This is a genomic window from Marinobacter sp., from assembly GCF_040904845.1.
GTDB lineage: Bacteria > Pseudomonadota > Gammaproteobacteria > Pseudomonadales > Oleiphilaceae > Marinobacter.
This window is the reverse complement of record NZ_JBBDSR010000109.1, coordinates 103,567-130,138: the sequence shown is the minus strand read 5'-3', so window position 1 is coordinate 130,138 and position 26,572 is coordinate 103,567. Positions and strand designations below refer to the sequence as shown.

24 protein-coding genes are annotated in these 26,572 nt (G+C 58.2%); 12 read left to right on the top strand and 12 right to left on the bottom strand.

The features are described 5' to 3' along the window. Positions 1–2: 2 nt before the first annotated feature. The 7 genes from accC (at position 3) to purD (ending at position 8,053) form a co-directional block, all read left to right on the top strand. Complete coding sequence (accC, locus tag WD429_RS14355; protein WP_368422868.1) at positions 3–1,349, top strand: acetyl-CoA carboxylase biotin carboxylase subunit; 1,347 nt, start codon at positions 3–5, stop codon at positions 1,347–1,349. Positions 1,350–1,356: 7 nt separating this feature from the next. Then, complete coding sequence (gene prmA, locus WD429_RS14350) at positions 1,357–2,253, top strand: 50S ribosomal protein L11 methyltransferase (protein WP_368422867.1); 897 nt, start codon at positions 1,357–1,359, stop codon at positions 2,251–2,253. A 62-nt stretch (positions 2,254–2,315) separates the two neighbouring features. Continuing rightward, the gene (locus WD429_RS14345) at positions 2,316–3,446 is read left to right on the top strand and encodes a DUF3426 domain-containing protein (RefSeq protein WP_368422866.1); all 1,131 of its coding nucleotides are present in this window, start codon (positions 2,316–2,318) and stop codon (positions 3,444–3,446) included. Between the two features lie 219 nt (positions 3,447–3,665). Beyond that, entirely contained in the window at positions 3,666–4,661 is a 996-nt protein-coding gene (gene dusB, locus WD429_RS14340; protein ID WP_368422958.1) for a tRNA dihydrouridine synthase DusB, read from the top strand. Beyond that, positions 4,658–4,975: a DNA-binding transcriptional regulator Fis gene (fis, locus tag WD429_RS14335; RefSeq protein ID WP_368422865.1), complete on the top strand. Its 318-nt coding sequence runs from the start codon at positions 4,658–4,660 to the stop codon at positions 4,973–4,975. The genes dusB and fis overlap by 4 nt, the downstream gene beginning before the upstream one ends. An 85-nt stretch (positions 4,976–5,060) precedes the next feature. Further along, positions 5,061–6,641 carry a bifunctional phosphoribosylaminoimidazolecarboxamide formyltransferase/IMP cyclohydrolase gene (purH, locus tag WD429_RS14330; RefSeq protein WP_368422864.1) on the top strand — a complete coding sequence of 527 codons (1,581 nt, stop codon included), beginning with the start codon at positions 5,061–5,063 and terminating at the stop codon, positions 6,639–6,641. Positions 6,642–6,757: 116 nt separating this feature from the next. Continuing rightward, complete coding sequence (gene purD / locus WD429_RS14325; RefSeq protein ID WP_368422863.1) at positions 6,758–8,053, top strand: phosphoribosylamine--glycine ligase; 1,296 nt, start codon at positions 6,758–6,760, stop codon at positions 8,051–8,053. A gap of 66 nt (positions 8,054–8,119) precedes the next feature. Here the strand turns inward: purD and WD429_RS14320 are convergent, their stop codons facing one another. The 10 genes from WD429_RS14320 to WD429_RS14275 form a co-directional block, all read right to left on the bottom strand. Further along, a complete protein-coding gene (locus WD429_RS14320; protein WP_368422862.1) occupies positions 8,120–8,539 on the bottom strand; it encodes an acyl-CoA thioesterase in 420 nt (139 codons plus the stop codon). 36 nt (positions 8,540–8,575) lie between these two features. Continuing rightward, positions 8,576–9,706: a zinc-dependent alcohol dehydrogenase family protein gene (locus tag WD429_RS14315; protein ID WP_368422861.1), complete on the bottom strand. Its 1,131-nt coding sequence runs from the start codon at positions 9,704–9,706 to the stop codon at positions 8,576–8,578. 33 nt (positions 9,707–9,739) lie between these two features. Then, positions 9,740–10,414: an ABC transporter ATP-binding protein gene (locus WD429_RS14310; RefSeq protein ID WP_368422860.1), complete on the bottom strand. Its 675-nt coding sequence runs from the start codon at positions 10,412–10,414 to the stop codon at positions 9,740–9,742. Position 10,415: 1 nt separating this feature from the next. Continuing rightward, on the bottom strand, positions 10,416–11,189 hold the full coding sequence (locus WD429_RS14305; protein WP_368422859.1) for an ABC transporter ATP-binding protein: 774 nt from the start codon (positions 11,187–11,189) through the stop codon (positions 10,416–10,418). Then, complete coding sequence (locus WD429_RS14300; protein ID WP_368422858.1) at positions 11,186–12,130, bottom strand: branched-chain amino acid ABC transporter permease; 945 nt, start codon at positions 12,128–12,130, stop codon at positions 11,186–11,188. Before WD429_RS14300 ends, WD429_RS14305 begins: the two co-directional genes overlap by 4 nt. Further along, the gene (locus tag WD429_RS14295; protein WP_368422857.1) at positions 12,130–13,029 is read right to left on the bottom strand and encodes a branched-chain amino acid ABC transporter permease; all 900 of its coding nucleotides are present in this window, start codon (positions 13,027–13,029) and stop codon (positions 12,130–12,132) included. Before WD429_RS14295 ends, WD429_RS14300 begins: the two co-directional genes overlap by 1 nt. Positions 13,030–13,092: 63 nt before the next feature. Next, a complete protein-coding gene (locus WD429_RS14290; protein WP_368422856.1) occupies positions 13,093–14,412 on the bottom strand; it encodes an ABC transporter substrate-binding protein in 1,320 nt (439 codons plus the stop codon). 87 nt (positions 14,413–14,499) lie between these two features. Then, positions 14,500–15,783 carry an ABC transporter substrate-binding protein gene (locus tag WD429_RS14285; protein ID WP_368422855.1) on the bottom strand — a complete coding sequence of 428 codons (1,284 nt, stop codon included), beginning with the start codon at positions 15,781–15,783 and terminating at the stop codon, positions 14,500–14,502. 301 nt (positions 15,784–16,084) lie between these two features. Then, positions 16,085–17,440, bottom strand: a complete 1,356-nt coding sequence (locus WD429_RS14280; protein ID WP_368422854.1) for a sigma-54-dependent transcriptional regulator — start codon at positions 17,438–17,440, stop codon at positions 16,085–16,087. A gap of 24 nt (positions 17,441–17,464) precedes the next feature. Then, a complete protein-coding gene (locus WD429_RS14275) occupies positions 17,465–19,168 on the bottom strand; it encodes a PAS domain-containing sensor histidine kinase (protein WP_368422853.1) in 1,704 nt (567 codons plus the stop codon). A gap of 181 nt (positions 19,169–19,349) precedes the next feature. Between WD429_RS14275 and WD429_RS14270 the strand changes: the two genes are divergently transcribed. The 5 genes from WD429_RS14270 (at position 19,350) to WD429_RS14250 (ending at position 24,362) form a co-directional block, all read left to right on the top strand. Further along, a complete protein-coding gene (locus WD429_RS14270; protein ID WP_368422852.1) occupies positions 19,350–19,481 on the top strand; it encodes a hypothetical protein in 132 nt (43 codons plus the stop codon). A 103-nt stretch (positions 19,482–19,584) separates the two neighbouring features. Next, positions 19,585–21,930, top strand: a complete 2,346-nt coding sequence (locus tag WD429_RS14265; RefSeq protein ID WP_368422851.1) for a TonB-dependent receptor — start codon at positions 19,585–19,587, stop codon at positions 21,928–21,930. Between the two features lie 11 nt (positions 21,931–21,941). Further along, entirely contained in the window at positions 21,942–22,622 is a 681-nt protein-coding gene (locus WD429_RS14260) for a Fe2+-dependent dioxygenase (RefSeq protein ID WP_368422850.1), read from the top strand. Positions 22,623–22,735: 113 nt separating this feature from the next. Continuing rightward, positions 22,736–23,689, top strand: coding sequence for an alpha/beta fold hydrolase (locus WD429_RS14255; protein ID WP_368422849.1), 954 nt, complete (start codon positions 22,736–22,738; stop codon positions 23,687–23,689). 31 nt (positions 23,690–23,720) lie between these two features. Further along, positions 23,721–24,362 (top strand): methyltransferase domain-containing protein, encoded by a 642-nt coding sequence (locus tag WD429_RS14250; RefSeq protein ID WP_368422848.1) that lies wholly within the window; start codon positions 23,721–23,723, stop codon positions 24,360–24,362. 9 nt (positions 24,363–24,371) lie between these two features. On the opposite strand, the gene WD429_RS14245 is transcribed toward WD429_RS14250, so the two are convergent. Continuing rightward, complete coding sequence (locus WD429_RS14245; protein WP_368422847.1) at positions 24,372–25,115, bottom strand: putative 4-mercaptohistidine N1-methyltransferase; 744 nt, start codon at positions 25,113–25,115, stop codon at positions 24,372–24,374. Beyond that, complete coding sequence (senA, locus tag WD429_RS14240; RefSeq protein ID WP_368422846.1) at positions 25,112–26,470, bottom strand: selenoneine synthase SenA; 1,359 nt, start codon at positions 26,468–26,470, stop codon at positions 25,112–25,114. Before senA ends, WD429_RS14245 begins: the two co-directional genes overlap by 4 nt. Positions 26,471–26,572 lie beyond the last annotated feature (102 nt).

Here is a 26,572-nt window from a genome sequence, read left to right as displayed (position 1 = left end):
TCATGGCTATGTTAGAAAAAGTTCTGATCGCAAACCGGGGCGAGATTGCACTGCGCATCCTGCGGGCCTGCAAAGAGCTCGGGATTAAAACGGTCGCCATTCATTCCCAGGTTGACCGCGACCTCATGCACGTGCGCCTCGCCGATGAATCCGTGTGCATTGGCCCCAACAGTGCGACCGACAGCTACCTGAACATTCCGACCATCATCAGCGCCGCTGAGGTCACGGATTCCGTCGCCATCCATCCCGGCTATGGTTTCCTGGCGGAAAACGCTGACTTCGCCGAGCAGGTCGAAAAGAGCGGCTTTCGTTTCATCGGCCCCCGAGCCGACACCATCCGCCTGATGGGCAACAAGGTGTCGGCCATCGATGCCATGATCAAAGCCGGTGTCCCCACGGTTCCGGGTTCCAATGGCCCGATCACCGACGATGACGAACGAACCCTGCGCGTTGCCCGTGAAATCGGTTATCCGGTGATGATCAAGGCCGCCTCTGGTGGCGGTGGCCGCGGCATGCAGGTGGTTCACTCCGAAGCGAGTTTGCTGAAGGGGGTGCAAATCACCCAGAGCGAGGCGCGCAATAGCTTTGGTGATGCGACGGTCTACCTGGAAAAATTTCTGGAGACACCACGTCACGTCGAGGTTCAGGTGCTGGCAGACACCCACGGCAACTGCATCCATCTGGGTGACCGCGATTGCTCCATGCAGCGTCGGAACCAGAAGGTTATCGAAGAGGCTCCGGCACCCAACATCAACCCCGAATCCCGTGCCCGCACCCTCAAGGCCTGCGTCGATGCCTGTAAGGAAATCGGCTACGTCGGTGCCGGAACCTTCGAATTCCTGTATCAGGACGGCGAGTTCTATTTTATCGAGATGAACACCCGGGTTCAGGTAGAGCACCCGGTATCGGAGATGGTGACTGGGGTCGACATCGTGCGGGAGCAGCTGCGGATCGCCAGCGGCCTGCCGCTGCAGTACACTCAGGATGATATCCGCATTTCCGGCCACGCCCTGGAATGTCGCATCAACGCAGAAGACCCGAAAACCTTCATACCCAGCCCCGGCAAGGTCAAGCATTTCCACGCCCCCGGCGGCAACGGCGTCCGGGTCGATTCGCACCTGTACAGCGGTTACACCGTACCGCCCTACTACGATTCCCTGATCGCCAAGCTCATTACCTGGGGCGACGATCGCGAGATCGCACGGCGGCGAATGAAGAACGCGCTGGACGAACTGGTTGTTGAGGGCATCAAAACCAATCAGTCCCTGCATCGAAAACTGGTGCGCGATGGTGGCTTTAAACAGGTAGACTTCACCATCCACTATCTGGAAAAACTGATGCGGGACTGACCCAACTATGCCCTGGATACAACTACAGATCCCAGCTGACCCGGATAACGCGGACCAGCTGGAAGATCTGCTCATGGAGATGGGCGCTGAAGCCGTCTCCATGGAAGATGCAGCCGACCAGCCTTTGTATGAGCCAGACCCCGGCTCCACCCCTTTGTGGCACCAGACCAGCGTGACCGGTCTGTTCGATTCCGAACGGGACATTGAACAACTGCGCAGCGCGATCACTGATGCCTGGCACCAGCAGACCCAGCAATCCCTCGGTGAAATAGACGTCACGCTGATTGAAGATAAAGACTGGGAACGGGCCTGGATGGATGATTTCCACCCCCTGCAGTTTGGCGAACGGTTGTGGATTGTGCCCAGCTGGCATGATGCCCCGGACCCGGATGCCGCCAATCTGATGCTTGATCCCGGCCTGGCATTCGGCACCGGCACCCACCCGACCACCGCCCTCTGCCTGCAGTGGCTGGATGGTCAGGATGTCCAGGGCAGGCAGGTCATCGATTATGGCTGCGGCTCCGGCATCCTCGGACTGGCCGCGCTGCTGCTCGGTGCCGAGCATGTGACCGGCGTCGACACCGACCCACAGGCTCTGGAAGCCAGCCGAGACAACGCCCAGCGTAACGGCGTTGAAACGAACCGGCTGGACCTGTACCTGCCGGAGAACGAACCCACCGCCAAAGCTGACATCATGCTTGCCAACATCCTCGCCCAGCCGCTGATTGGACTGGCTCCGCATTTGGCGGGTCTGGTAAATCCCGGCGGTGATCTGGTGTTGTCCGGCATTCTGTCCAACCAGGCGCGGGAGGTCATGGAAGCCTATGAGCCGTGGTTTGTGATGGATGAGCCGGAGCAAAAGGAAGAATGGATACGGCTCACAGGACGGCGCAACGTCACGTGACGAAACGACAGTGACCGACTAAACTCCGTCACTCGTCGCGAAGTCGCTTACAGGAACCAAGCATGACCCAGAGCAGCCTGCAGACACGATGCCCCAAGTGCGATACCCGGTTTCGGGTAACGGACGAACAGCTCAGTATCGCCAAGGGCAAAGTGCGCTGCGGAAATTGCATGGACGTGTTCAACGCCATTGATCATCAGATGGTGCCCCCTGCCCCGACCAAACCGGCATCCGAACCGCCAATTACTGGCAAATCCCTCGATTCGGGAGAGTCCGCCAGCGGTTTCTCTGCCGACGACGACTTCGTGTTCGCCGACAATCCCGAAGAGGACGCGGCAGAGGGCAAGTATACCGGCACCAATCTGACCTTCTCGGACGACGAGCTCAGCGACAGTTTCCGCACCGTGCACGAGCGCCCGGAAATGGTCGCCGATGAAAGCCAGCAGGCCGATAACGACGTTGATGAGAGCTGGGCCGAAGCCATGCTCTCCGAGGACCCGGAGCCCCGCCCCGCCATCAAACCAGCAGCCCGACCTGATGCCGAGCCCTTACCACCCGAACCGGCTGCCAAGCGCACAGAAGAGCCCCTGGACACGACGACGAAGGCCCCGCTTTCTCCACAGGCAACTGACGACGAGCCGCTGAACACCCGCCACCCTTACCATGATCTGCGGCGGGAACCGGTGTCCGTCGGGGGAGGCTCCGGCGGTAGATTGCGATCGTTTTTATGGGCGGTGGTCGTACTCGCCCTGCTCGGTATGCTGGTGGCACAGGTCGTCTGGTTCCAGTTTGACCGCCTGTCCGCGATTCCCGAATTACGCCCGTTTTATGAGCAAGGCTGCGAGTTGGCGGGCTGCGAGCTCAAACCGCTGATTGATGTCGACGCTATTCAAAGCCGTAAGCTGGTGGTGCGCACCGACCCGGAAGATCGCACCCGCCTGATGGTGGAAGCGGTGATCATCAACCGCGCCGCCTTTGAGCAGCCATTTCCGGCCATCGCACTTACCTTCTCCAATCTCAACGGCGATGTGGTCGCCCAAAGCATGTTCACACCCGACGAATACATTGCCGGAGAAGGCCGTGAACTCAATGCCATGCCGACCGAGGCCCCGGTGCGGATTGCCATACGTATTCGCGACCCCGGCCGGGACGCAGTGAACTACAACATCGCCTTCCGTGCGCACAGCCCGTAAGCAAGCGTTTACTTGTCAGTCATGGCAGGCGGTCATCGAACAGGCTAAAAGTCAACCAGAAAGCACGAAAAATAATCAATTTTTTCACCGCTTTGCCCCTTCAATCGCTCGCCCCCCGACGGTATCATTACCGCCCTTCGAATCAGAATCGGTTACTTATTGAGCAATCGCTCTGATACGACGCTTGCTGAACCCGCTGTGACACGGACTGAAACTATGCTGCCGACGGCAAAAATCGGGCCGTACACCTTGCCCAACCCGCTGATTGTGGCACCTATGGCGGGCGTCACTGACCGGCCGTTTCGTCTGCTGTGCCGCGATATGGGGGCCGGTCTGGCGGTATCAGAAATGGTCATCGCAGACAGCAAACTCTGGCACACGCGCAAATCCAGGTTTCGCATGGACCACGCCGGTGAACCGGAGCCGAGGTCGGTACAGATTGCGGGCGGTGACCCGGAGATGCTGGCCCAGGCCGCGCGACTGAACGCTGAGTTTGGTGCCCAGATCATCGACATCAACATGGGCTGCCCCGCCAAAAAGGTCTGCAACAAGGCCGCCGGCTCGGCCTTGATGAAGGACGAAGGGCTGGTCAGAGAAATACTGGCAGCGGTGGTGGCGGCGGTCGATATTCCAGTGACGCTGAAAATGCGCACGGGCTGGGACCGGGACCATCGCAACGCACCCCTGATTGCACGCATGGCTGAGGATGCAGGCATCCAGGCGCTGGCAATCCATGGTCGGACACGGGCCGATGCGTACAAGGGCGATGCAGAGTACGACACCATTGCGGAGGTCAAGTCCCGGGTTGGCATACCGGTGTTTGCCAACGGTGACATCACCTCACCGGAAAAGGCGAAGCAGGTGCTTGCACACACGGCAGCCGATGGCCTGCTGATCGGGCGAGCGGCCCAGGGCAGGCCCTGGATTTTCCGGGAAATCCTGCATTTTCTGGAAACCGGAAAGCGCCTCGCCGCACCGCCGCTGGACGAAGTGGAAGATATACTGGCCGGGCACCTTGGTGCCCTGCACCGGTTTTATGGTGAAACCATGGGCGTGCGCATTGCCAGAAAACACGTGGGCTGGTATCTGCAATCCCACGATGAAAGCAAACAGTTTCGCAAACGCTTCAACGCCCTTGACGAGGCGGTGGAACAGAAAGACAGCATTCAACAGTACTTTGCAGGCTTACGAAATGGAGAGGTATTCGCAGCATGACCGCTGAGACTTTGGTAAACGAGAATGTGAGCACATCGGCCAACGATGACACCCATCAGTTGCATACGGTGAACAGCAGCGGCAACAGTGTCACCCTGCGTGACAGCGTGGAAGTTGCCCTGAAAAACTACTTCACCCAGCTCGACGGTGCCCCGGTCACCGAGGTCTATCAGCTTGTGCTTTCCGAAGTGGAAGCGCCGTTGCTGGAGCAGGTGATGAAATACACCCGCAACAACCAGACCAAAGCTTCTACCATGCTTGGCCTGAATCGCGGGACGCTTCGCAAGAAGCTCAAACAGTACGGTCTGCTATAATCCAGCTACCCGGAATAAACGAGGGCCTCCCGGACACATTCGCGAGGCCCTTATTCGTTCATCTCTAGCAAAAATTAAGTGACCCATGGCAAATCAGGCTAACTCTCCCGTCCGTCGTGCGCTGATCAGCGTCTCCGACAAAACTGGCATCGTCGACTTTGGCCGTGCCCTGACCGACCGCGGCATCGAATTGCTCTCCACCGGCGGCACCTTTCGGCTACTTAAAGAGAGCAACGTCCCGGTAACGGAAGTCAGCGATTACACCGGCTTCCCGGAAATGATGGATGGACGGGTAAAAACCCTGCATCCAAAGATCCATGGTGGCATTCTCGGCCGCCGCGGCACCGACGACACGATCATGGGTGAGCACGGCATACACCCCATCGACATGGTTGTGGTCAACCTGTATCCCTTTGAGGAGACCGTGGCCAACCCCGACTGTGATCTGCCGACTGCGATCGAAAACATCGATATCGGTGGCCCGACCATGGTTCGCGCTGCCGCCAAGAATCACAATGACGTCGCCATCGTCGTCAACGCCTCCGACTACAGCCGAGTGTTGAAAGAGCTTGCCGCAAACGACGGTGAGCTCACCTACAGCACCCGTTTTGATCTGGCGGTCAAAGCCTTCGAACATACCGCTGGCTACGACGGTGCCATCGCCAACTACCTGGGTGGTCGCACGCCGGACAACGATAACGCGGACTTTCCTCGTACCTTCAACGCCCAGTTCGTCAAGGTGCAGGACATGCGTTATGGCGAAAACCCCCACCAGCGTGCTGCCTTCTATACCGAACGCAATCCCAAGGAAGCCTGCGTGGCGACCGCAAAACAGCTTCAGGGCAAAGCGTTGTCTTACAACAACGTGGCGGACACCGATGCCGCCCTTGAGTGCGTGAAACCGTTCGCCGATCCGGCCTGCGTCATCGTAAAACACGCCAACCCTTGCGGCGTGGCCATCGGGGCGGACATCCGTCAGGCCTACGATCTGGCCTTCGCAACGGACCCCACCTCCGCCTTCGGTGGTATCATCGCCTTCAACCGTGAGCTGGACGCCGACACCGCCAAAGCCATCATCGACCGCCAGTTCGTGGAAGTCATTATCGCGCCCACCGTCGCACCGGAGGCAGAGGAACTGATCACTGCGAAGAAAAACGTGCGGCTGCTGGCGTGTGGCGAATTCAACGGCGAGCGTGCCAAATCTCTGGATTACAAGCGCGTGACGGGCGGGCTGCTGGTCCAGGACCGCGATCTGGGCATGGTCGCCATGGAAGACGTGAAGGTCGTCACTGAACGCCAGCCTACCGAGGCGCAACTCAATGACCTTCTATTCGCCTGGGAAGTGGCCAAGTATGTGAAGTCCAACGCCATTGTCTACGCCAGGGCCGGACGCACCATCGGCGTTGGTGCCGGGCAGATGAGCCGCGTGTACAGCGCAAAAATTGCCGGTATCAAGGCGGCGGATGAGAGCCTGGAAGTGACCGGCTCGGTGATGGCCTCCGATGCGTTCTTCCCATTCCGCGACGGCATCGACGCCGCGGCACAGGCTGGCATTACGGCGGTGATTCAGCCCGGTGGCTCCATGCGTGATCAGGAAGTCATCGATGCCGCCAACGAACACGGCATTGCCATGGTATTCACCGGCATGCGCCATTTCCGGCATTGATCATAAGCGCAGGCGTGGTGTCGGATTACGCCTTCGGCTAATCCGACCTACGGCCAGGACATTACAATGTAGGTCGGATTAGCCGCAGGCGTAATCCGACAAACAGGAATACAACCATGAACATTCTCGTAATTGGCGCCGGCGGCCGTGAACACGCGCTGGCCTGGAAAGCCGCTCAGTCTCCGGACGCAGACCGGGTGTTTGTGGCACCCGGCAATGCCGGAACCGCCAGAGAGCCCGGCCTGGAAAACATCAACATCGACGTCATGGACCTTAATGGCCTGGCCGACTTTGCCGCCGCCAACCACGTCGGCCTGACCATCGTCGGCCCGGAAGCACCGCTGGTGGCCGGCATTGTCGACCTGTTCGAAGAACGCAGCCTGCGGGTATTTGGCCCCAGTGCTGGCGCAGCGCAACTGGAAGGCTCCAAGGCCTTCACCAAAGACTTTCTCGACCGTCAGAAGATCCCCACCGCCGCCTATGGCAACTTCACCGACGTCGACCAGGCGCTGGCCTATGTCCGCCAGCAAGGTGCCCCTATTGTGGTGAAAGCCGATGGCCTGGCCGCCGGTAAAGGCGTGATAGTCGCCATGACCCTCCAGGAAGCCGAAGACGCCATCCGCGACATGTTGGCTGGCAATGCGTTTGGTGATGCGGGCAGCCGCGTGGTCGTCGAGGAGTTCCTTGATGGCGAGGAAGCCAGTTTCATTGTCATGGTGGATGGCGATCACGTTTTACCCATGGCTACGTCCCAGGACCATAAGCGCGTGGGTGACGGCGACACCGGCCCCAACACCGGTGGCATGGGAGCCTATTCTCCGGCCCCGGTAGTCACAGCCGATGTCCACAAGCGCATCATGGACGAGGTGATTTACCCGACGGTTCGCGGCATGGCAGCGGAAGGCCATCCCTACAAAGGCTTCCTCTACGCCGGCCTGATGATCGACAGCCAGGGTGCGCCCAAGGTGATCGAGTTCAACTGCCGCTTTGGCGATCCGGAAACCCAGCCCATCATGCTGCGGATGAAATCGGACTTGGTCGAGCTCTGCGGCGCAGCTATCGACGGCAAACTCGACCAGTGCAGTTCGGATTGGGACGACCGCCCCGCCGTAGGCATTGTGCTGGCTGCGGGTGGCTATCCCGGCAGCTACAACAAAGGGGATGTTATCTCGGGGCTGCCTGAGACAGAAACCGATGGTGAGAAAGTGTTCCATGCGGGAACCTGGCTCAATGGTGAGCAGGTTCTTACCAATGGTGGCCGCGTGCTCTGCGCCACTGCCCTTGGACAGACCGTTACCGAGGCCCAGCAACGCGCCTACGGGGTCGCTGCAAAGATCCAGTGGGAGGGTGTGTTCTGCCGTAAGGACATTGCTTTTCGGGCCATTGCCCGGGAAAACTCTGCCAGTATCTGATGGCGGAATACCATTAAAAAAGCCCGGTTCGCCGGGCTTTTTTAATGGTTGATACCCGGGGGCGCGTCAAGACACAAGGATGCGTTCAAGCGCAGCACGAATCTTCTCAGGAATCGCAACAGAGCGATTCTGTTCCCGGTCAACAAACACGTGGACGACCTGGCCAAGCGCAGCCGGGTCCGTATCGCCGTTCTTGAACAGCCCCAGCTCGTAGGTCACTGAGCTGTTTCCAATCTTGACCACCCTGAGCCCGGCCTCCAGTGCATCCGGATACGCCACCGGTTTACTGAACTGGCAGTTGGAGCTGACCACGTATCCAACCACCGGCGCATCATTGATATCCAGCCCGCCAGCCTCAATCAGGTATCGGTTGATGGCCGTGTCAAAGTAGGAGTAGTAGGTCACGTTATTCACATGCCCATAGATATCATTATCCATCCACCGGGTGGTGATAGGGTACAGAACACCAAACTCATCTCGTTCCACAGATGTCTCCGATTACCAGTGTTATTGCTTTATGACCTAATCAAACAGCACAACCTGACGAACGGCCTTGCCGGAAGCCAGTTTCTCAAACCCTTCATTAATTTCATCCAGTGTCAGGGTGCCACTGAGCAGTTTGTCCACCGGCAGCTTGCCCTGGCGGAACAGGGCAACATAACGGGCAAGGTCGCGGACCGGTACGCAACTGCCAACATAACTCCCCTTGAGGGTGCGCTCCTCTGCCACCAAACTAACTTGCTGGATAGCCACTTTCTTTTCCGGGTGGGCCAAGCCTCCGGTGACCGTGGTTCCGCCACGGCGAGTGATCAGGTAGGCGAATTCCAGGGCTTTTTCAGATCCAGCCATTTCAATGGCGCAGTCAACGCCGCCATTGGTGAGTTTCTTAACCTTGTCGACGCAGCCCTCCTCCCGGGAGTTGAAGACATGGGTTGCGCCCAACTCACTGGCCAAAGTCAACTTGCTATCATCCAGATCAATAGCGATCACCTCACCGGCACCGGCCACGAGGGCGCCCAACACACTGTTCAGACCAACACCACCAAGACCGATCACAGCGACGGTCTGGCCCGCTTTGATGTCTGCAGAGTTGATCGCGGCACCGACGCCGGTAAGCACGGCGCAACCAAACAATGCGGCATGGTGCAGTGGCAAATCCCGGTCAATCCTGACCAGTGAATCCCGGGACACAACAGCGTGGTCCGCAAAGGCGGAGACCCCCAGGTGATGGTTTACCGCCGTGCCATCCGCCCGATGCAGCCGGTGCTCACCACTGACCAGGGTGCCGGCGTTGTTGGTTTTCGCCGCCGGCTCACACAGGGCCGGACGCCCCTCTGCACAGGGTGCGCAATGACCACAACTGGGCACGAATACCGCAACCACATGATCGCCTGGCTCCAGGTCGCGGACGCCATTGCCAACGGCCTTGACGATGCCGGCTGCTTCATGGCCCAGTGCCATGGGCACAGGTCTCGGGCGGTTGCCATCAATAACGGAGAGATCGGAATGACACAGGCCGGCGGCCTTGATCTGAACCAGCACCTCGCTGTCTCCGGGCGGAGACAGTTCCAGCTCTTCGATCACCAGGGGTTTGGTGTCCTGGTATGGGCGCTCCGCCCCGATCGCTTGCAAAACTGCGGCTCGAATTTTCATGGCGTATTTCCTCAGTCGGTTACTGTTCTATGATCAGGCCAATGACGCCAACGGGTCCATTCGGCCAACGGATACGGATCCGCGCTCAATGCGCCAGGTCGCGTCCACCAGATCAGCGGAGTGGCTATCATCGGATTCCGCGATCAGCACCGTCAGGCCCTCGGCTCGCAGGTCGGCAATGACCTCGGACAAACGCCGGGCCAGGACCGGTGCGACGCCTTCAAACGGCTCATCCAGCAGAATCAGCTCCCGGCCCGGAATCAGCGCACGCCCCAGCGCCACAAGCTTCTGTTGGCCGCCGGACAACTGCAGCGCCTTGCGTTCACCGAAGTCGGCGATTTCGGGCATCAGCGAATACACCCACTTCAATCGCTCCTCACCATCCTTGATGTTATTGGTCCAGGCCGGCATGAGCATGTTCTCCGACACCGTAAGCTCCGGTATCAGCCTCCGATCCTCCGGCATGTAACTGATGCGAAGACTCGCCCGTCGGTAGGCTGGCAGCTTGCTGATATCCTGGCCCTTAAAGGCAATGGATCCCCGGGTAGCGGGTAACAGCCCCATTATGGCCCGGATCAGCGTGGTCTTGCCGGCACCGTTATGGCCAATCAGACCCGCCATCTGGCCTTCCGGGATGTTCAGGTTAACGTCCCGGAGAATATTGATACCCTCAATGGAAACGTCGAGATTAGCAATTTCAAGGCTCATTTCAGGCGCCTCCTTCGGTTATGGGCGTCTTCGGCTTGCCGGTCACAAGTTCCTGGACCTTCTCATCCGCCAGCACTTCGTCTACCGGGCCATCCTTGATCACTATGCCACTGGCAAAGGCCAATACCCGCGTAACGTATCGCTGGACAATTTCCATGTCATGCTCGACGAACAAGACCGTCAAGCCCCGCAGGCGAACCGCCTCCATCACCGTGTCCATCAGGGCGTACTTCTCTTCCATACTGACACCGCTGGTGGGCTCATCGAGCAGCAACATCCGAGGGCTCCCCAGCAGCGCAATGGCAATATCCAACAGCTTGCGTGCCCCCTGGGGCATGGCAGTGACCATTTCGTCACGGTACTGGGAGAAGTTCATCTGGGCCAGAATTTCTTCAGCCGCTTCCAGCCGCTTTGGTGTGCGCACTGGCCGAATCATCTGGAACTGTTGATGGTCAGCCGCCGCCAGGGCTATGGCCAGGTTGTCGATCACCGGAAGCTCCAGAAACAGTTGCGGAATCTGAAAGGACCGGGTCAACCCCTTTCTCATCAACTTGCGTGGCCCCAGGCCTTTTATGGCATTACCACCGAAATCAATGGTGCCGCTGGACGGAGGCAGGTAACCGGTCACCATGTTGATGAAGGTGGTTTTGCCAGCTCCGTTGGCTCCGATAACCCCGACAATTTCACCTTCAGTGATGGTTACATTGATGTCTTCAGCGGCTGTCACCGCACCAAAATACCGGGACAATCCGACGGTTTTGAGAATCTCGGTCATGAGGCCACCCCTTTCTTGCGGGTAAACAGGCTCCAGATCCCTTTGGGCAGGAACAGAATGATCAGCAGCAGCACGATACCCAGGATCATTTGCCAGGCATTGGGCGCAAGTTCAATGGCATAGGTTCTTACCAGGGTGAAAATCAACGCCGCGATAAAGGGGGCCGCCACGTGTCCGGTACCACCGAGGATGGCGATGAACACAAACTCACCCGAAATGGTCCAGTAGGCCATGGCCGGGTCCACATGGCCGGCTGCCAGCGCCGTCATTGAGCCGCCAATGGAGCCGACAGCCGCCGCAATCACATAGTTGATATAGAGCACCTGCTTGCGCGATACCCCCATGTACTCAACCCGCACTTCGTTTTCCCGGATCGCCTCACAGGCCAGGCCGAGACTGGAGCGAAAATAACGATTGAGAAACAGGGCAATTCCCAGCGCCAACCCGAGCGCCAGTAGCAATGCGATCCTGGAACTGCTCTCACCTGAGCCAGGCGAGAAGCCGAGAATAGTCCAGTCCACGACACCGAAACCATCGGTGCTTCCCAGCCCATGGCTTTTGACCAGAAGCCCGTACAGAATCATCGAAAATGCCAGGGACAACATAGCGAAGAATATTTCCCGATAGCGCGTGACAAGTAGCCCCAGAACCATGGCAACGCCAACCGTCACCGCGATGCCGAGAACAATCAACAGCAGAGCATCCGTTATGCCCAGATAACGGCCCCCCAGGCCCACAGCATAGCCACCAAGGCAATAGAACAGGCCCTGCCCGAACGACACCAGACCCGCCCGCATAAGCATGACCACCCCCAGCACCACCAGAGCGGTGGAAATAGCCAGGGTGGCGGTAAAGATAAGCCAGTTCGGAACCACCAGTGATGCCAGAGCAATGGCTACGGCGGCGCCTACCAGGGAAATTTCGCTTTTTTCCAGGATCATCAGATTTTCCTCGCAATCACCTGGCCAAACAGGCCATGGGGTCGGAAGATCAACACCCCCGCCATCACGGCGTAAATGATGAACAGTTCCAGTTCGGGCATGGTGTGGATGGACGTCGCTCGCGCCAAACCGACGATGACCGCGCCCACTGCCGCGCCGGTGATGCTACCCAGGCCGCCGGTCACCACGACTGCGAAGGCCAGTACGATGACCTCAATCCCAAGCCCCGGTACCACGGAGATAATGGGGGCCGTAATCCCACCGGCGATGGCACCCAGGGTTGCCCCGATCATGAAGGTGATGGTGAACATGCGGCGCACGTTAACGCCCATAGCTTCGGATACTTCCCGGTCATGAATGATGGAACGCAGGATCTTGCCGATCCTTGTGCGCTCAAGCCAGAACCACAAGCCCACGCCAATCACTACCGAGACCGCCAGCACCAACAGGTCATAGCGCGATACCGTCAGTACATCAATGTTGATTCGGCCCAAGGCGGCGTATGGTTGGTACGCAAAGTAGGGGGTCGTGCCCCAGATCAGCTTCATGACATCTTCGAGAATCAACAGTACGGCAAACGTAATGAGCAGCATCAGGATCTCATCGCGACCATACATGAGCTTCAGTATGCCTCGCTCAATGGCCAGCCCGGTCAGGGCTCCGATCAATATCGCAGAGGCTGCGATAATGGCAAAAGCCATGACCAGATTCTCTCCACCCCCGGCGTAATACCAACCCAGCGCCGAAGCTGCGGCATAGGCCCCGAGGGCATAAAGACTGCCGTGGGCCATGTTCAGGATTCTCATAACGCCGTAGATGACCGTCAAACCCGCCGCCACCAGAAATAACCAGGACGCGTAGATGAAGCCATCGATCAATATTGCCCAGACCGTTAACATCAGTGTGTACTCCTGTTATCGGACCACCGGCAGCCCTGCGGCTGCCGGTGGTTGACCAATGGATCAGTTACAATCGACTCCCGGGAAGCCTTCCTTGATCCATTGCTGGGCGTTGTATCCATCCGGAGCCGACACACACTCGCCCGGGTAGGACCGGACATTGCGCAGCTCAGCCTCGCCATTCTCGAAATGGTATTCACCGTAGGACATCGGCTGCAGGGCTTGGTGACCACCTGCCAGGGCCATGCGCACTGTGCCGCTTACGGATTCAAACTCGGCACCTTTGAGCGCTTCGGCCAGTTGCTCCGAGCTGGGCACACCATCGGCGTCAGACTTATCGGCGGCGAATTTCAGGGCCAGGACAGCTTGAGCGGCCTTGGAGGCCGGATAGCTCGGAGGTGTACCATGCTCGGCCACATAAGCTTTGGTAAACCATTCGCTCAGGTCATTTTCCGGCATGAAACCACCGAAGGGACCGCGTCCACCCAGAATCGTGCCATTGGGGGCCTGGCCGTCAAAGCGGTGCAGACCGGATTCACCAGTGGTAAGAATAGCCGTCGCTTGCGCCAGCAGACCACGCACGTTTGCCTGAGCGGTGAAGGATTCCATATCCCCGCCCCACATGGAGGAGTGAACAATGTCTGGACGCTGGGTCTGAAGTGCTGAAATCTCAGTACTATAGCTGCCCTGGAAAAGCTGCGGCGTCTGGTTATTGACGATCTCTGCCTCAGGCATTAGCTGCTCCATGGCCAGGGTGAAATCCTGCCAGGAATCCTGACCCCAGGCGTAGTTCTGCTGCATACCGGCAATGCGGGTAGCATCAGGACGGGTTTCGGCCAGATACCGCGCCGCGCCCACGTTGTCCGCTACCGCATCGAGGCCGGTACGGAACATGTACTGGGGATTGTCAATCTCCTGGAACAGACGTGAGGTGCCGCAGTCAAAGGCGATGGTGAACATCTTCATTTCTTCCGCCACCGGACCAATTGCCAGGCAGTCGCCGGACGAGATATAACCGATCACTGCATCGACGTCCTGGCGCTGGACCAGATTTCGGTACTCTTCAACTTGCTTGGTCGGACCACCAGCCTCATCGACGACCACGGATTCGAGCGTCAGGCCATTAACGCCCTTGGTGTTGTATGGTGCTGGCAAACTGCCTTCGTTGATCGCCTTGATGACAATGTCCGCGCCCTGGGCGGCAGGCACGCCAAATGGACCTGAGGCACCACCGGAGAGGAAGGTTACAAACCCCAGCTTGAAGGATTCCTCGGCACTGGCGGTGGCCGCCATACCCATTACACCGGCCGAAGCCATAGCGATGGACGTTGCAGTGCCCAGTATTGTCTTCTTCCAGAGGGGTGATTGATTGGAACTTTTCATTTTGTTCTCCTTGATTGTTGTTTTCTCTTGTACTTCAGGTTGCGCTTTTGTTTCGCCTTCTGTCGTTTAAGCAGCTGCCTCTCACGGTCAGCCACCGGATTCACCGCGTCGCTTTTTCACCAAAGCGGGGGACGGTTTCAGGGATTCAGCATCGTAGACAACCCAGTTGCCCAACATGACTCGGGCAGGTGGGTATTGATCGTTAGCCACCGGCGTTCCGATGGCCTGGGCCTGAACAATCTGGTGGGTGTCGGGATCAATGTAGGAAACGTAACCCTCCGGATCTTTCGGCAGGGGAATTTCGAGTCCCTCCAGGGATTCGATCATGGCATCGGTGTTCGTGACATCACCGGCAATGCGAATCGCGCGGGCGATGGTCAGCATGCCGGCGTAGGCACCTTGGGCGGAATAACTCGGGTAACGACCGGATAACCCGTGAAACCGAGTGACAAACCGGCGATTTCGCTCGGTAGCGGGCCAGTTAACGTGATGGCGAGCCGAAAGAATAAGTCCTTCTGGTGGATCACCCTTGAGACTTACCAGGGTTTCGTAATCACCACCAGCATCAAAGTTGGCCACTCGCATTCGACTGAACAACTGTGTGGTGCGGGCCTGTTCCAGAAAAGCAATGAAATCCCCGCCCCAGAGAGAGACCACCAGTACATCCGGCGGGGATTCCAGTATTGCCTGGATGTAAAGCGAGTAGTCAGGCTCATAAAGTTTGGGCCAGTAGGTGCCGGTTTCCTCGTAACGGGTGTCGTTTTGATCCAGGGCCTGCCTGAGATCACGCCAGGCAACCCGGCCATACTCATAATCCGGCCCAAGGAACGCCAACTTCTTCCAACCGGTTTTTTCCTGCAGCTCTTTCAGATAGCGGGCACCAGCGGCGTGGGAATACCAGGTATCACTCGATACCCGGAAATAGTAGCGATGCCCCTCCTCAAGAGAGGCCCGAGAAGACGCATGATCGGTCCCCACCAGAATGATCTGGCGCCGTTTTGCCAGGCGGCTCACGGCCATACCAACACCGGAACTCACCATGCCGCAGAGAATGTCGGCGTCGTCATGCTCAATAAAGTCTTCAGCCATGCGCACGGCGAAAGATGCTTTGGAGCGAGAGTCATCCACGATCACCCGGAGGCGGGGTGCGTCCGGATCGGAAGACAGTTCTTCGAGGGCAAGCTGAATCGCCACGATGCTGTCCCGACCATAACTGGCGGAACGTCCCGTCATCGGATACATGCAGGCGATGGTCGCATCGGCCTGGCCGTCTTCCACCCCGAGCTCTACCCGGCCCACCGGAAGAGTCGTTGACTGGGCCGGAAAATCAGCCGCAGGACTCTCACCACTGAACAGCAGCACAGTCGCCACGAAACAGAGTTGCCATGGCCGTATAGATGGCCAGAAGCGGGCTGGAATGGGTGATACTGTCTGATACAGACGGGCGGTTGGTCCCGGCAAATCAGCCTCCCGAGCCGGTTATGTCCGGCGTATGGTTTTAGATTATTGTTGTAAACCAGTCATCGGAATAGGTAGCAAAAGCGGGGCCAATGCACCGAAACGGGCCAGAAACTGTCCTGACAGGCCCCCGCCCCGATGGCGCACACCAAAACACGGTAAGCGGAGCGGAATCCGCTCATTTGTGGTGCCAGAAATGAGCGGATTTCGCTCATTAGCCCAGTCCCAATCGCTGTAAACGTCGCTTGAAGGCATGCCGGGACAGCCCCAACTGTTCGGCGGCTTTACCTTTGCGCCCGCCGGTTTTCTCAAGTGCCTCCAGTAACAGTTGGCGCTCGGTCTGCTGCAAATGCTGATCAAACGACGCACTGACGCCTCCCTGACCATTCGATGGCTCCGGGGTGGTGGTGAGAAATTCACCCGGCAATTGATGAGGACGGATCAACTGGCCCGGATAGAGAATAGTGAGCCGCTCCACCAGGTTGCGCAGTTCCCGTACGTTACCTGGCCAGCTATATGCGTTCAGGCGGGCCAGGGTTTCTGGCAACATGGTTATGGGCCGGCAGCCCTCCTCCCGGGCCTGGGAATCGATGAACATATCCAGCAATTCACCAACGTCCTCCCCCCGGTCCTGCAAGGGTGGGATGGTCAGTTCGATGACATTCAACCTGAAATACAGATCCTCACGGAAGTGCCCATTGCGGACCTCCGTTTCCAAAGACCTGTTGGTTGCAGCAATAACCCGGACATCGGCGGTCGCACTGGCACCACCCCCCACGGGACGGTAGTCACCGTTCTCAAGGAAATGCAGGAACTTGGCCTGCAGAGAAAGAGGTAACTCTCCAATTTCGTCCAGAAACAATGTGCCTCCGTGCGCCAGAGCCACCAGACCGGGGCGCTTCTGATGGGCACCGGTATAGGCCCCTTTCTCCGCTCCGAAAAGTTCCGCTTCAATCAGCTGTTCCGGCAGCGCCGCGCAGTTAATTTCGACAAAAGCTTCCTGGGACCGGTTGCTGTGCTCGTGGATAGCCCGGGCAACCAGAGCCTTACCGGTTCCCGACTCACCCAGCAGCAGAATCCGGCCAGCGCTGCTCGCCGATATCCGCTGCACCTTCTGCCAGAGGCGCTGCATGGCGTCGCTGTCGCCCATCAGTCCGGAGGACGAAGCCGCCCTGCTGCGATGATAGGCCAGCTCATCCCGCATCCGGGTTCGTTCAGTCACCGAATCAATCAGATGGAGCAGTTCATCCAGAGCAAAGGGCTTGGTCAGATAATCAGTGGCCCCGGCCTTCACCGACTGCACAGCCGCCCGCGTATCACCGTGGGCCGAAATCATCACCACCGGCAGCTCCGGATACAGACGGGCCACCTCATACAGGATATCCATACCACTCATGCCCGGCAGTCGCAGATCCAGCAACATCAGATCCGGTAACTCCTGCTCAAGGAGCGCCAGGGCATCCTCACCCGTGTGGGCACAGCTGGTGCTGTAATCGGCCTCCTGAAGCGCAAAGGTCAAAGACCGTACAAAACTTTTTTCATCATCAACAATCAGGACGTTCAGAGGCATAATAGGTTTCGGGAACTCTCTTTATTATTGGGTTGTTGTCAGGTTACCACTCTTACCGGCGGGCAAGGTGACAAACACGGTTGTCCCCTGTCCGGACAAGCTGCGAAGCTCCATTTTTCCCCCATTGAGCTCAACAAGCTGACGAGTAATACTCAGACCAAGTCCTGTGCCGTCAGAGCGAGTGGTAAAGAATGGTTCAGTCACTCGGCTGAGGGTTTCATCAGACATGCCACAACCATTATCAGTCACTTCCACCGTCAGGCTGTTACCGTTCCGGTAAGCCCGAAGATGCACCATTCCCCTTGGTGCGCAGGCCTGAACAGCGTTAGCCACAAGGTTGACGAGGCATTGGATAATCTGGTCCGGGCTGGCATGAATCGTCAAACCGGACTCACCAGTGGCACTGACTGTCACCTGGCGACTGTCAGCCAGCCCGGAGGTCAGCACTGAGGCATGGCGGAAAATTCTGCGGATTTCTACCTGCTGGGGCTCACCAGGTACCGGGCGGCCATAATCCAGAAGGTCACTAACCACCCGATTAAGGCGATCGATTTCATCCTCCACTGATATCAGCAGTTCTCTTCGCTGTTTGTCCGGCTCGCGCTTCTCCAGCGCCTGAACCGTCAATTTGATCGTAGCCAGCGGGTTACGCACCTCATGGGCCACGCCAGTCGCAAATTCGCCGAGCACGGCCATTTTTTCCGCCTGAACGGTACGCCCGATCATTTCCTGAAGACGGTCCGCCATCGCGTTGAAAGCATGCGCCAATACGTCAATCTCGTCCTTGTCGTTTCTGGGAGTCTGCAAGCGAAAATGCAGGTCCCCGGAAGCAAAGGCTTCCGCTCCCTCTGTCAGCCGGGCCACTCGCCGCCGTAAACTCCTGGCAAGAGCCCAAAACAATATGACCGTACCGAGGGCCAACACGCCGGCGAGGGCATAGAGTCCCAGTTGGGCATTACGCAGCGGGCTCAGGATCTCACCGGCGGAGACCACGTAATCGATACGCCACCCGGGCAAAACTTCAGGGCCCGTACGGAGGCCTTTCGGCGCAGCGGTCTGAAGGTTTCCCGTGGCATCCACAAGTTCGCCGGCAGGCGTGCGCAGGAATGGTCGCAACACCCCCGCCAGGTTTTCCGTTCGCATAAGTTCCGTCACCGATGCCAGCCGCACGTGCAAAGCAATTGCACCCTGTACAGCCTGTTCTGCCCCGGACCGCAGCGGCTGACGTATGAGCAGCCAGGCCGGACCACCATGATCCGGCAGCCACGGGCCAATAATTTCACTGGTGCCATAGTGAATGACCGGTAAACCGGCCATCGACCACCCTTCACGATCCCAGTAGGGGGCTCCAGAGGCTGCCTGACCAGGGATCACTTCCGTCAGGTTATTGTCGCTGTCAAAAAACAGGATGCCATAAAGATCCGGCGAGTCGGCCTCCACCCGCACGAGCTCCCTGACGCCCTCTGGCACTCCGTCATTGTATGCCAGATATAAAGGCATGGACGGGTGGGTAGACAGCGTCTCCAACTGATAGATCCGGTTTTCGATGAAATTGGTCAGTCGGTTGGCGTTACCGGCAACCTGGGCCTCAAGGCGCTCTCCGGCAAGCCGCTCATTCACTGAATCTGACACCGCAGTATAAAGCGCACTGAGCACCGCGACAGAGCCAATCATCAGGGCCAGGGAGATAAATGAATAACGGCCAACCAGACTGAATCTGGGCTTCATCACAACCTCATGATTATTGTTGTTGGCAAACCAATAACAGAGTAAATGTTTTGATATATTTCACAATCACTCACATCGCTTTCACCCTGGTGTTACGGCATCCACGGCGGGAAATCAGCCCGAATCAGGAACCCCATGAGTCCGATCCTTGACTGGGCTTTCTTTGAGGTGACTGTACCCCATGCCCGATATGGACCTGGACGGCCTGGCCGGCATTGTCGACCTGTGCGAAGAACGCGGCCTGCGGTTTTTTGGTCCCAGCGCCGCCTATAGTCACCCAAAACCTTTATTTTTAATGCCTTTTCTTCCATAGATTAGAATGTAAATATTTATCATTTGCATTGATAAATTAGTTGCAGATGTTTAATATTCGCATTCTCAAAAATATTCAATATGCAGCGCGAGGAATACCACAAGTGACAAACTCCATCCTTACAAATTCCCGTTACGACGCAAGCAAGCCAGGACTCCGACGCAACGCCCTGTTTGCCGCCATCGCCAGCGTAACGGCATCCATGCCAGTAGCGGCACAAGAAACCAACAACGAGCCGTACATGCTTGACCCACTGCTGGTCGAGTTCAAAGCGGAACAGATGAACAGTCCCAAATACACCAGGGATCTTCTGGACACACCTCGAATCATTACTGTCCTGCCCCAGGACCTGCTGGAAGAGCAGAATGTCACCTCTGTTCGTGATGCCATGAAAAACGTCAGCGGCATCAGCCTCCAGGCCGGCGAAGGCAACCCACCGAGCGGCGATCAGCTCAAAATTCGTGGTTTTAACGCCCGCGACGACATCAACATCAACGGCACCCGGGATCTGGGCAACTATTTCCGCGACCCGTTTTATGTTGACCAGATTGAAGTGGTAAAAGGCCCCAACTCATCCTTTGGCGGCCGCGGGTCAGCCGGTGGCTCGATCAACTTCGTCACCAAAAAACCGACTCAGGAAGACGCCAACCGGGTTGAAGTCAGCGTCGGCACCTCCAATCTCAAGCGCACCACCGCCGACCTCAACAAAACCGTGGACGCCAACAGCGCCTTTCGTCTCAACCTGATGAACCATTCATCGGATATTCCCGGTCGGGATATTGCAGAAGAAGACCGTCACGGCGCTTACATGGCCTACACCTGGGGCTTCCAGAAGGACACCCGGATTACCGCGGACTACCTCCACACCCGTCAGAATGACATTCCGGATGCCGGCCTGCCGTTTGACCGGGAAACCCGCAATGACCGCGGTGCCGCAACAGGCAAGCTGCCGTCCGGCATTGATTTCAGCAACTTCTACGGCTACCGCGACGACTACCGTAAAATAGACGTGGACCAGGGTGGCCTGACCATTGAACACAGCTTCAGCAATCAACTCGCTGTGCGAAACCAGACACGCTATAGCGTGGTCAAAAACAACTCCACTACCACGTCGCCGCGCATTCGCACCCAGCAGGACCGCGATTCCGCCAACCCCGGACAGGGCAGCCTGGAGGGTGCCTTCGGAATTGGCGATATCAAACCCCGCGATCAGGAAGATATTGGCTTCAACAACCAGACCGACGTACTGATGAACTTTGACACCGGCGGTGTCAGCCACGACATGGTCGCCGGCTTTGAAGTTGCCACACTGAGCCAGGAAAACGAGCGCCGTCCGGACGTTTCCGGTAACGATCTGAGAATAGATCTCTTTAACCCGAGCTACGCCAACCGCACCCAACCACGGGTCGAGTACGATGGCTCCGTGCACAAATTTGAATCTGAGGAATACGGCGTCTACCTGTTGGATACCCTGGCTTTCAATCCGCAATGGGAACTGAACGCTGGTGTTCGTTATGACAAAGTGCGCACCAAAGCCAGCGAACGAGGCCATGAGCTGGGTCTGGATGGCTCCCCAACCCGAGAGAACATCGACCCGCTGCGCAAAACCGACGAAGAGCTGAGCTACAACCTCGGACTGGTGTACAAGCCCATCCCATCCACCTCCGTTTATGCCGCGTTCGGCACGGCTTACGAGGTATCCGGCACTTTTGACCGCAACCAGGTACAGCTGGCCGGTGGCGGCAAGCGTGAAGGCGATGTGCCCGGGCAAGCACGGCCCAATGACCGCGCAGTCGCCTCACCGGACACCTTCAACATCGACCCGGAAGAAACCACTGCCTACGAACTGGGCGTGAAATGGGACGTCACACCTGCGATGAACCTCAGCGCGGCTGTCTTCCGTACCGACAAGACCAATGCCCGAACCCCGGCCATTGGTGGCGGTGACGCCACCACCGTTCTGGATGGTGAGCAGCGGGTAGATGGTTTTGAAATCCTCGCCGCCGGGCGCCTCACCGACGAGTGGCGGTTGTACTCCAGCTACACATTCCTGGACTCCGAAGTTCGCGAATCCAACAACCCATTTGAAGTTGGCCAGCGGCTTGGCGGCACACCGCGCCATACCTTTAACCTCTTCAGCACTTACGACGTCACCCGGAAGCTGACCCTGGGTGCCGGCATGCAAGCAGTCGCAGAGCAAACCAGCAACGTGCAGCCACAGTCCGACGCGGACGTCATTGCCGATGAAGGCCGCCTCGTGGTCTCCATTCCCGGCTATACTGTGTTTGACGCTTACGCAACTTACCGGCTGACGGACCAGGCTCAGATTCGTCTGAACGCCTTCAACGTCGGGGACAAGGAGTACATCTCCCAGATGGCTGAAGGTGGTGCTCAGGGTATTCCCGGACCGGGCCGTCAGGTAGTTGCAACACTTCGATACGACTTCTGATTGGCCTGTTCATGATAGTAACGATCGACAATGTACTCACTTCCGAGGAGCTGGTTGCGATACGCAGCCAGCTCCAGCAGGCACAGTGGGCGCAGAAGATCAGCGCCGGGCCACAGGCCCGGCTCGCCAAGAATAACCGACAGATTCCGGAAGATGATCCGCATCTCAACGATCTCCGGGTCATGGTCATGCGGGCTCTGAACCGCAGCCAGACCCTGATGACGGCGGCGCTTCCGCTCAAGGTTATGCCCCCGAACTTCAACTGTTACACCGGTGACACCAACGCGTACGGGCCACATACCGACAGTACGCTGAGACCGTTGCCGGATGGCAGCTATCTGCGCACCGACGTATCAGCAACGCTGTTTCTGTCGGAGCCCGGGGACTACGGCGGCGGCGAACTGAGCATCGAGGACACTTACGGCCATCAAACCGTCAAGTTACCGGCCGGCAGCCTGGTGCTGTATCCGTCAGGCTCGATTCATCAGGTCACCCCCGTCACCCATGGCGAGCGCTTTGCGTGCTACATGTTCATGCAAAGCCTGGTCAAGGATACGGAATGTCGGCGGCATCTGTACGAAATGGACCTTTCTCTGATCGCACTGCGACAGCAGCATGGCGAGGCTGACGCAGACCTCGTGCGGCTGACAGGGTTGTACAACAACTTGTTGCGGCGCTGGTCAGAATGCTAGCACCAATGAGTAACTCAGGAACCTTAACGCCCGGTCCTTGACCGGGCTTTTTTTTAAGTTACTGTAGCGGCTGCCCATTCACGGAAAGACCCCGCACACCGAGCCGCCTCCTAATGATTCTGATCCGCCAGTTACCTACCCTCGGCCTGCTTACGCTGGTTTTACTGCTGTCAGCCTGCACCAAACAGGGCATTTACGACACCGCCATCGGCTGGGAACGCTCGTCGGCCGGGCTGGAGGCCGACCGGGTCGACGTGGGTGAACTGGACATCGCCTACCTGCGCAACAAAGAGCCCGCCGACGGCGAAACCGTGGTGCTGATCCACGGCTTTGGTGCCAATAAGGATAACTGGACGCGGCTCGCCGGCGAGCTGACCGGCGAGTTCAATGTCTATGCTATCGATCTGCCCGGCCACGGCGACAGCAGCAAGGGCCTGGATCTTGGTTACCGCTTTGAAGATCAGGTACGCCATGTGCACCGCATACTGGAGGCGCTCGATATCGGCAAAACCCACATGATGGGCAATTCCATGGGCGGCGCAATCACCGCACTGTATGCCGCCACCTACCCCGACCAGATCCGTTCCGCGGTGCTGTTCGACCCGGCCGGTATTTTCAAATACGACAGCGAGCTGGTCGACCTGGTACTTGAGGGCGACAACCCATTGATTCCGAAGAAGGAAGGCGACCTCAAACGGCTGATCGATTTCGCGCTGGAGGAAAAGCCTTTCGTGCCCTGGCCCATTTACGATGTGATGGAGGAAAAAGCCATTGCCAACCAGGGCGTCAATGAGGTGATCTTCAGAGCCATTCAGGATACCGGTTACGACTCCGCGTTCCGCAACGACATTACCCGTATCCAGGCACCGGTGTTGGTCGTCTGGGGCAAGAAAGACCGGGTCATCAATTACCGCAACGCCGAGGTGTTTGTCGAACAGATTCCGAATGCCCGCAAGGTGCTTCTGGAGGGTGTGGGCCATGCCCCCATGATCGAAGTGCCGGTGCAGTCCGCGGAGCTGTTCAGGGAATTTCGTGTTGCACTACACGGCCGGAACGAAACACGGTAGCCTTGCCCTCATAAACTGCGGGGACAGCCTGATGTACAACACCAAACATTCTGATGACGGCATGATGACCCAGATGACCTCGTTGCACGAGGAACGTCTGGACTTTGTGTGCCGCACACTCAAATCGACCGGTGCGCAGCGGGTGCTGGATCTGGGTTGCGGCTCAGGTTCCCTGCTGTACCGATTGCTCGCAAACGAGCAGTTTGAGGAGGTTGTTGGCCTGGAGGACTCCGGCCTGTCGCTGCAACAGGCTCGCTCCATCCTGGCTCCGTACCTTGATGAAACCCCTCCCCGCGTGCGGCTTATCCGTGGTTCCTACGCCGAGAGCAATCCGGCGCTGGCCGGCTACCAGGCCGCCGCCATGGTGGAAACCATTGAACACGTCCGGCCGGAGCAACTGTCTCAGGTTGAACGTGCGGTGTTCGGGGAGTATCGACCCGGCTGCCTGTTCATGACCACGCCCAACCGGGAATACAACCCGCTGTTCGACCTGGCACCAGGGGAGTTCCGCGAGGAGGATCACAAGTTCGAGTGGGACCGTCTCAAGTTCCAGCGCTGGGCCCGGGGTGTGGCGGAACGCAATGGCTACGAAGTGCGGTTCGGCGGCATCGGTGAGTTTGTGCCCGATGTCGGGCACCCGACACAGACCGCCTTTTTTACCCGTACCGACTGACCTGCACCTTTAGCGAACTCTGCGCCAGGCACTGAGCTCGGCAATGGTGTGCTGGTATTTGCGGCGGGTTTCCCGGATCACGAACGGCACATCCTGTGGCGGCTGAATCTCCTCAAAGTGCTGTGACAGTCTCTCCTTCATGCCCTGATAAACGGTGCATGGGCTGCCGTTGCGCTGGTAGCCGCCAATCCAGTTGCCAATCGGGGTGAACTCATCCATTAATGTGTAGGGTGAGCTGATGACCAGAGTTCCGTGCGGAGCCAGATGCCGGTGAATGCCCTCAAGAAAGGCACCGGGGTCCCGCAGCCGGTCAATCAGATTGCCCGCGAAAATAAGATCGTAATTCACGTGCTCGGAGCCCAACTGGCTGGCATCACCGGTGGCAAACGAGATTTTTTCCGCCGCCCGGGCAAGGTCCAGTGCCTCGAGGCTGACCGTCACCCGCTCTCCCAGTTCTCCCTCATCGCGGCGGAAGTAATCAATTTCACCGGTCTTCTGAAGCGTGGTCGCCGCGTCGATGAAACGTCGGGACAGATCAACACCCACCACCTCACCGAAGACCCGCGCCAGTTCAAAACCGGTGCGACCCACCGCGCAACCAAGATCGAGGGCGCGTTTTTTATCCCGACCGGCCATCAATTCCTGACAAATGCCGGCGCACCGGGCGGGGTAGTTGCCCACGCCAAAGTGGCTGTCGCCGAAGTGGAAACCCAGGTACTGACCCAGCAATTCATCAGTTTCATATACGTTCATGGTGTGGTCCTTAGCGCGCAAGTGCGAAATCCGGTGTAGACGTCATTTCTCTGAGCCAGGTATGCCTGGCGATAGGTGCCACGGATCAGGTTCGGTGAGGTGGCACAACTGCCACCCCGGGTGACTTTGTGATCCCCGAACTGCAGCGTCGACATGAACGGGTACATATCGATCCGGAAACCGTCATAGGGGAAGAACTGGCTGCTGGTCCACTCCCACACGCTACCGATCATCTGGCGACAACCAAATCGGCTGTCACCGGCGGGGAAATCCCAGACTGGATTGCGGGCCATAGCCCGGCCGCCCATATCGGCATGCTCCGGTGCCACCGGCTCATTGCCCCACGGGAACCGCCGAAACGGCTCACCGGGCCGGTTACCCAGAGCCGCCACTTCCCATTCATACTCGGTAGGCAATCGTCGGCCCGCCCAGTGACACCAGGCTTCGGCTTCCCAGTAAGTCGCATGACAGACCGGGGCATCGGGCGTCAGTGGCTGCCAACTGTCGTAAACACGTTCCTGCCACTGACCATCGTGCCAGCGCCAGTACAGCGGGTGCTGCGGCTTATGCAGGACCGGCTCCGGGCTGCCGTGAACGAGAGCAACGTCACTCTCTACGTCACTCTCTGCCTGTAGCCATTTGCGCCCGCCAAACGACCAGAGTTCCGGGCGCTGATAGCCGCCATCTTCCACGAATGCCAGAAACTCCCGGTTGGAGACCGGCACGCGGGAGATGGCAAAGGACGCCAATTCCACTTCAAATCGCGGCTTTTCGTTGTCGAACGCGAAATCGCTGGTGGCATAGTGCTCGGACTCTCCGGGCATGCCGATCAGCCAACGCCCTGCTGGAATCTCCGCATCGCCGTCAACCCGATCACCGGGTGCCGCGCGCTCGTCGGTGACGTCAGGCGTTGGTGGGTAGCCTACGGTCTGACGACACCAGATCAGTGACTCAATGTGCATGTTCTGGTGAAAAATGGCGTAGCGGTAGAGATACAGGTCGTCGTCGGTAAGCGGTTGGCGGCGAATTCGGTCAGCCACCCGGTCGTAAATCGCATCAAAATAGGCCAGCGTTTCCTCACGACCGGGAAACAGCTCCCGGCACCAGCGATCCCGATGCGCCACGTGGAAAGAGTCCCACAGATCATCCATGGCCGGATTGTAACTGGGCGAGCGATCCAGCCAGTTCAGCACGAACACTTCGTAAAAGAACGTGGCGTGGCCCATCTCCCACAGCGGCGGGTTAACACCCGGGTGGTAGGGCACGTTGAGGGTCGCTTGCGGCAGCGACGTTATCAGCGCCCGGGTGCGCTGGCGGGCGGTTTCCAGATCGGCCAACAGGGTAGCCTTATCCACACATTTTCTCCCAACTTGATGATTCTTCAAATACGATATCAAACTACCCGCCGGATGAATGCATACGCGTTGTTTTTTGGTTATATACCCAACTTAGGGGAT

Coding starts and splice junctions, on each gene's coding strand:
- WD429_RS14255 (WP_368422849.1), top strand. CDS start 22,736: ATGATTCTGATCCGCCAGTTACCTACCCTCGGCCTGCTTACGCTGGTT.
- WD429_RS14345 (WP_368422866.1), top strand. CDS start 2,316: ATGACCCAGAGCAGCCTGCAGACACGATGCCCCAAGTGCGATACCCGG.
- WD429_RS14310 (WP_368422860.1), bottom strand. CDS start 10,414: ATGAGCCTTGAAATTGCTAATCTCGACGTTTCCATTGAGGGTATCAAT.
- fis (WP_368422865.1), top strand. CDS start 4,658: ATGACCGCTGAGACTTTGGTAAACGAGAATGTGAGCACATCGGCCAAC.
- WD429_RS14300 (WP_368422858.1), bottom strand. CDS start 12,130: ATGATCCTGGAAAAAAGCGAAATTTCCCTGGTAGGCGCCGCCGTAGCC.
- WD429_RS14315 (WP_368422861.1), bottom strand. CDS start 9,706: ATGAAAATTCGAGCCGCAGTTTTGCAAGCGATCGGGGCGGAGCGCCCA.
- WD429_RS14260 (WP_368422850.1), top strand. CDS start 21,942: ATGATAGTAACGATCGACAATGTACTCACTTCCGAGGAGCTGGTTGCG.
- WD429_RS14275 (WP_368422853.1), bottom strand. CDS start 19,168: ATGAAGCCCAGATTCAGTCTGGTTGGCCGTTATTCATTTATCTCCCTG.
- purD (WP_368422863.1), top strand. CDS start 6,758: ATGAACATTCTCGTAATTGGCGCCGGCGGCCGTGAACACGCGCTGGCC.
- WD429_RS14290 (WP_368422856.1), bottom strand. CDS start 14,412: ATGAAAAGTTCCAATCAATCACCCCTCTGGAAGAAGACAATACTGGGC.
- WD429_RS14295 (WP_368422857.1), bottom strand. CDS start 13,029: ATGTTAACGGTCTGGGCAATATTGATCGATGGCTTCATCTACGCGTCC.
- WD429_RS14270 (WP_368422852.1), top strand. CDS start 19,350: ATGCCCGATATGGACCTGGACGGCCTGGCCGGCATTGTCGACCTGTGC.
- WD429_RS14250 (WP_368422848.1), top strand. CDS start 23,721: ATGTACAACACCAAACATTCTGATGACGGCATGATGACCCAGATGACC.
- WD429_RS14280 (WP_368422854.1), bottom strand. CDS start 17,440: ATGCCTCTGAACGTCCTGATTGTTGATGATGAAAAAAGTTTTGTACGG.
- WD429_RS14305 (WP_368422859.1), bottom strand. CDS start 11,189: ATGACCGAGATTCTCAAAACCGTCGGATTGTCCCGGTATTTTGGTGCG.
- WD429_RS14245 (WP_368422847.1), bottom strand. CDS start 25,115: ATGAACGTATATGAAACTGATGAATTGCTGGGTCAGTACCTGGGTTTC.
- prmA (WP_368422867.1), top strand. CDS start 1,357: ATGCCCTGGATACAACTACAGATCCCAGCTGACCCGGATAACGCGGAC.
- accC (WP_368422868.1), top strand. CDS start 3: ATGGCTATGTTAGAAAAAGTTCTGATCGCAAACCGGGGCGAGATTGCA.
- purH (WP_368422864.1), top strand. CDS start 5,061: ATGGCAAATCAGGCTAACTCTCCCGTCCGTCGTGCGCTGATCAGCGTC.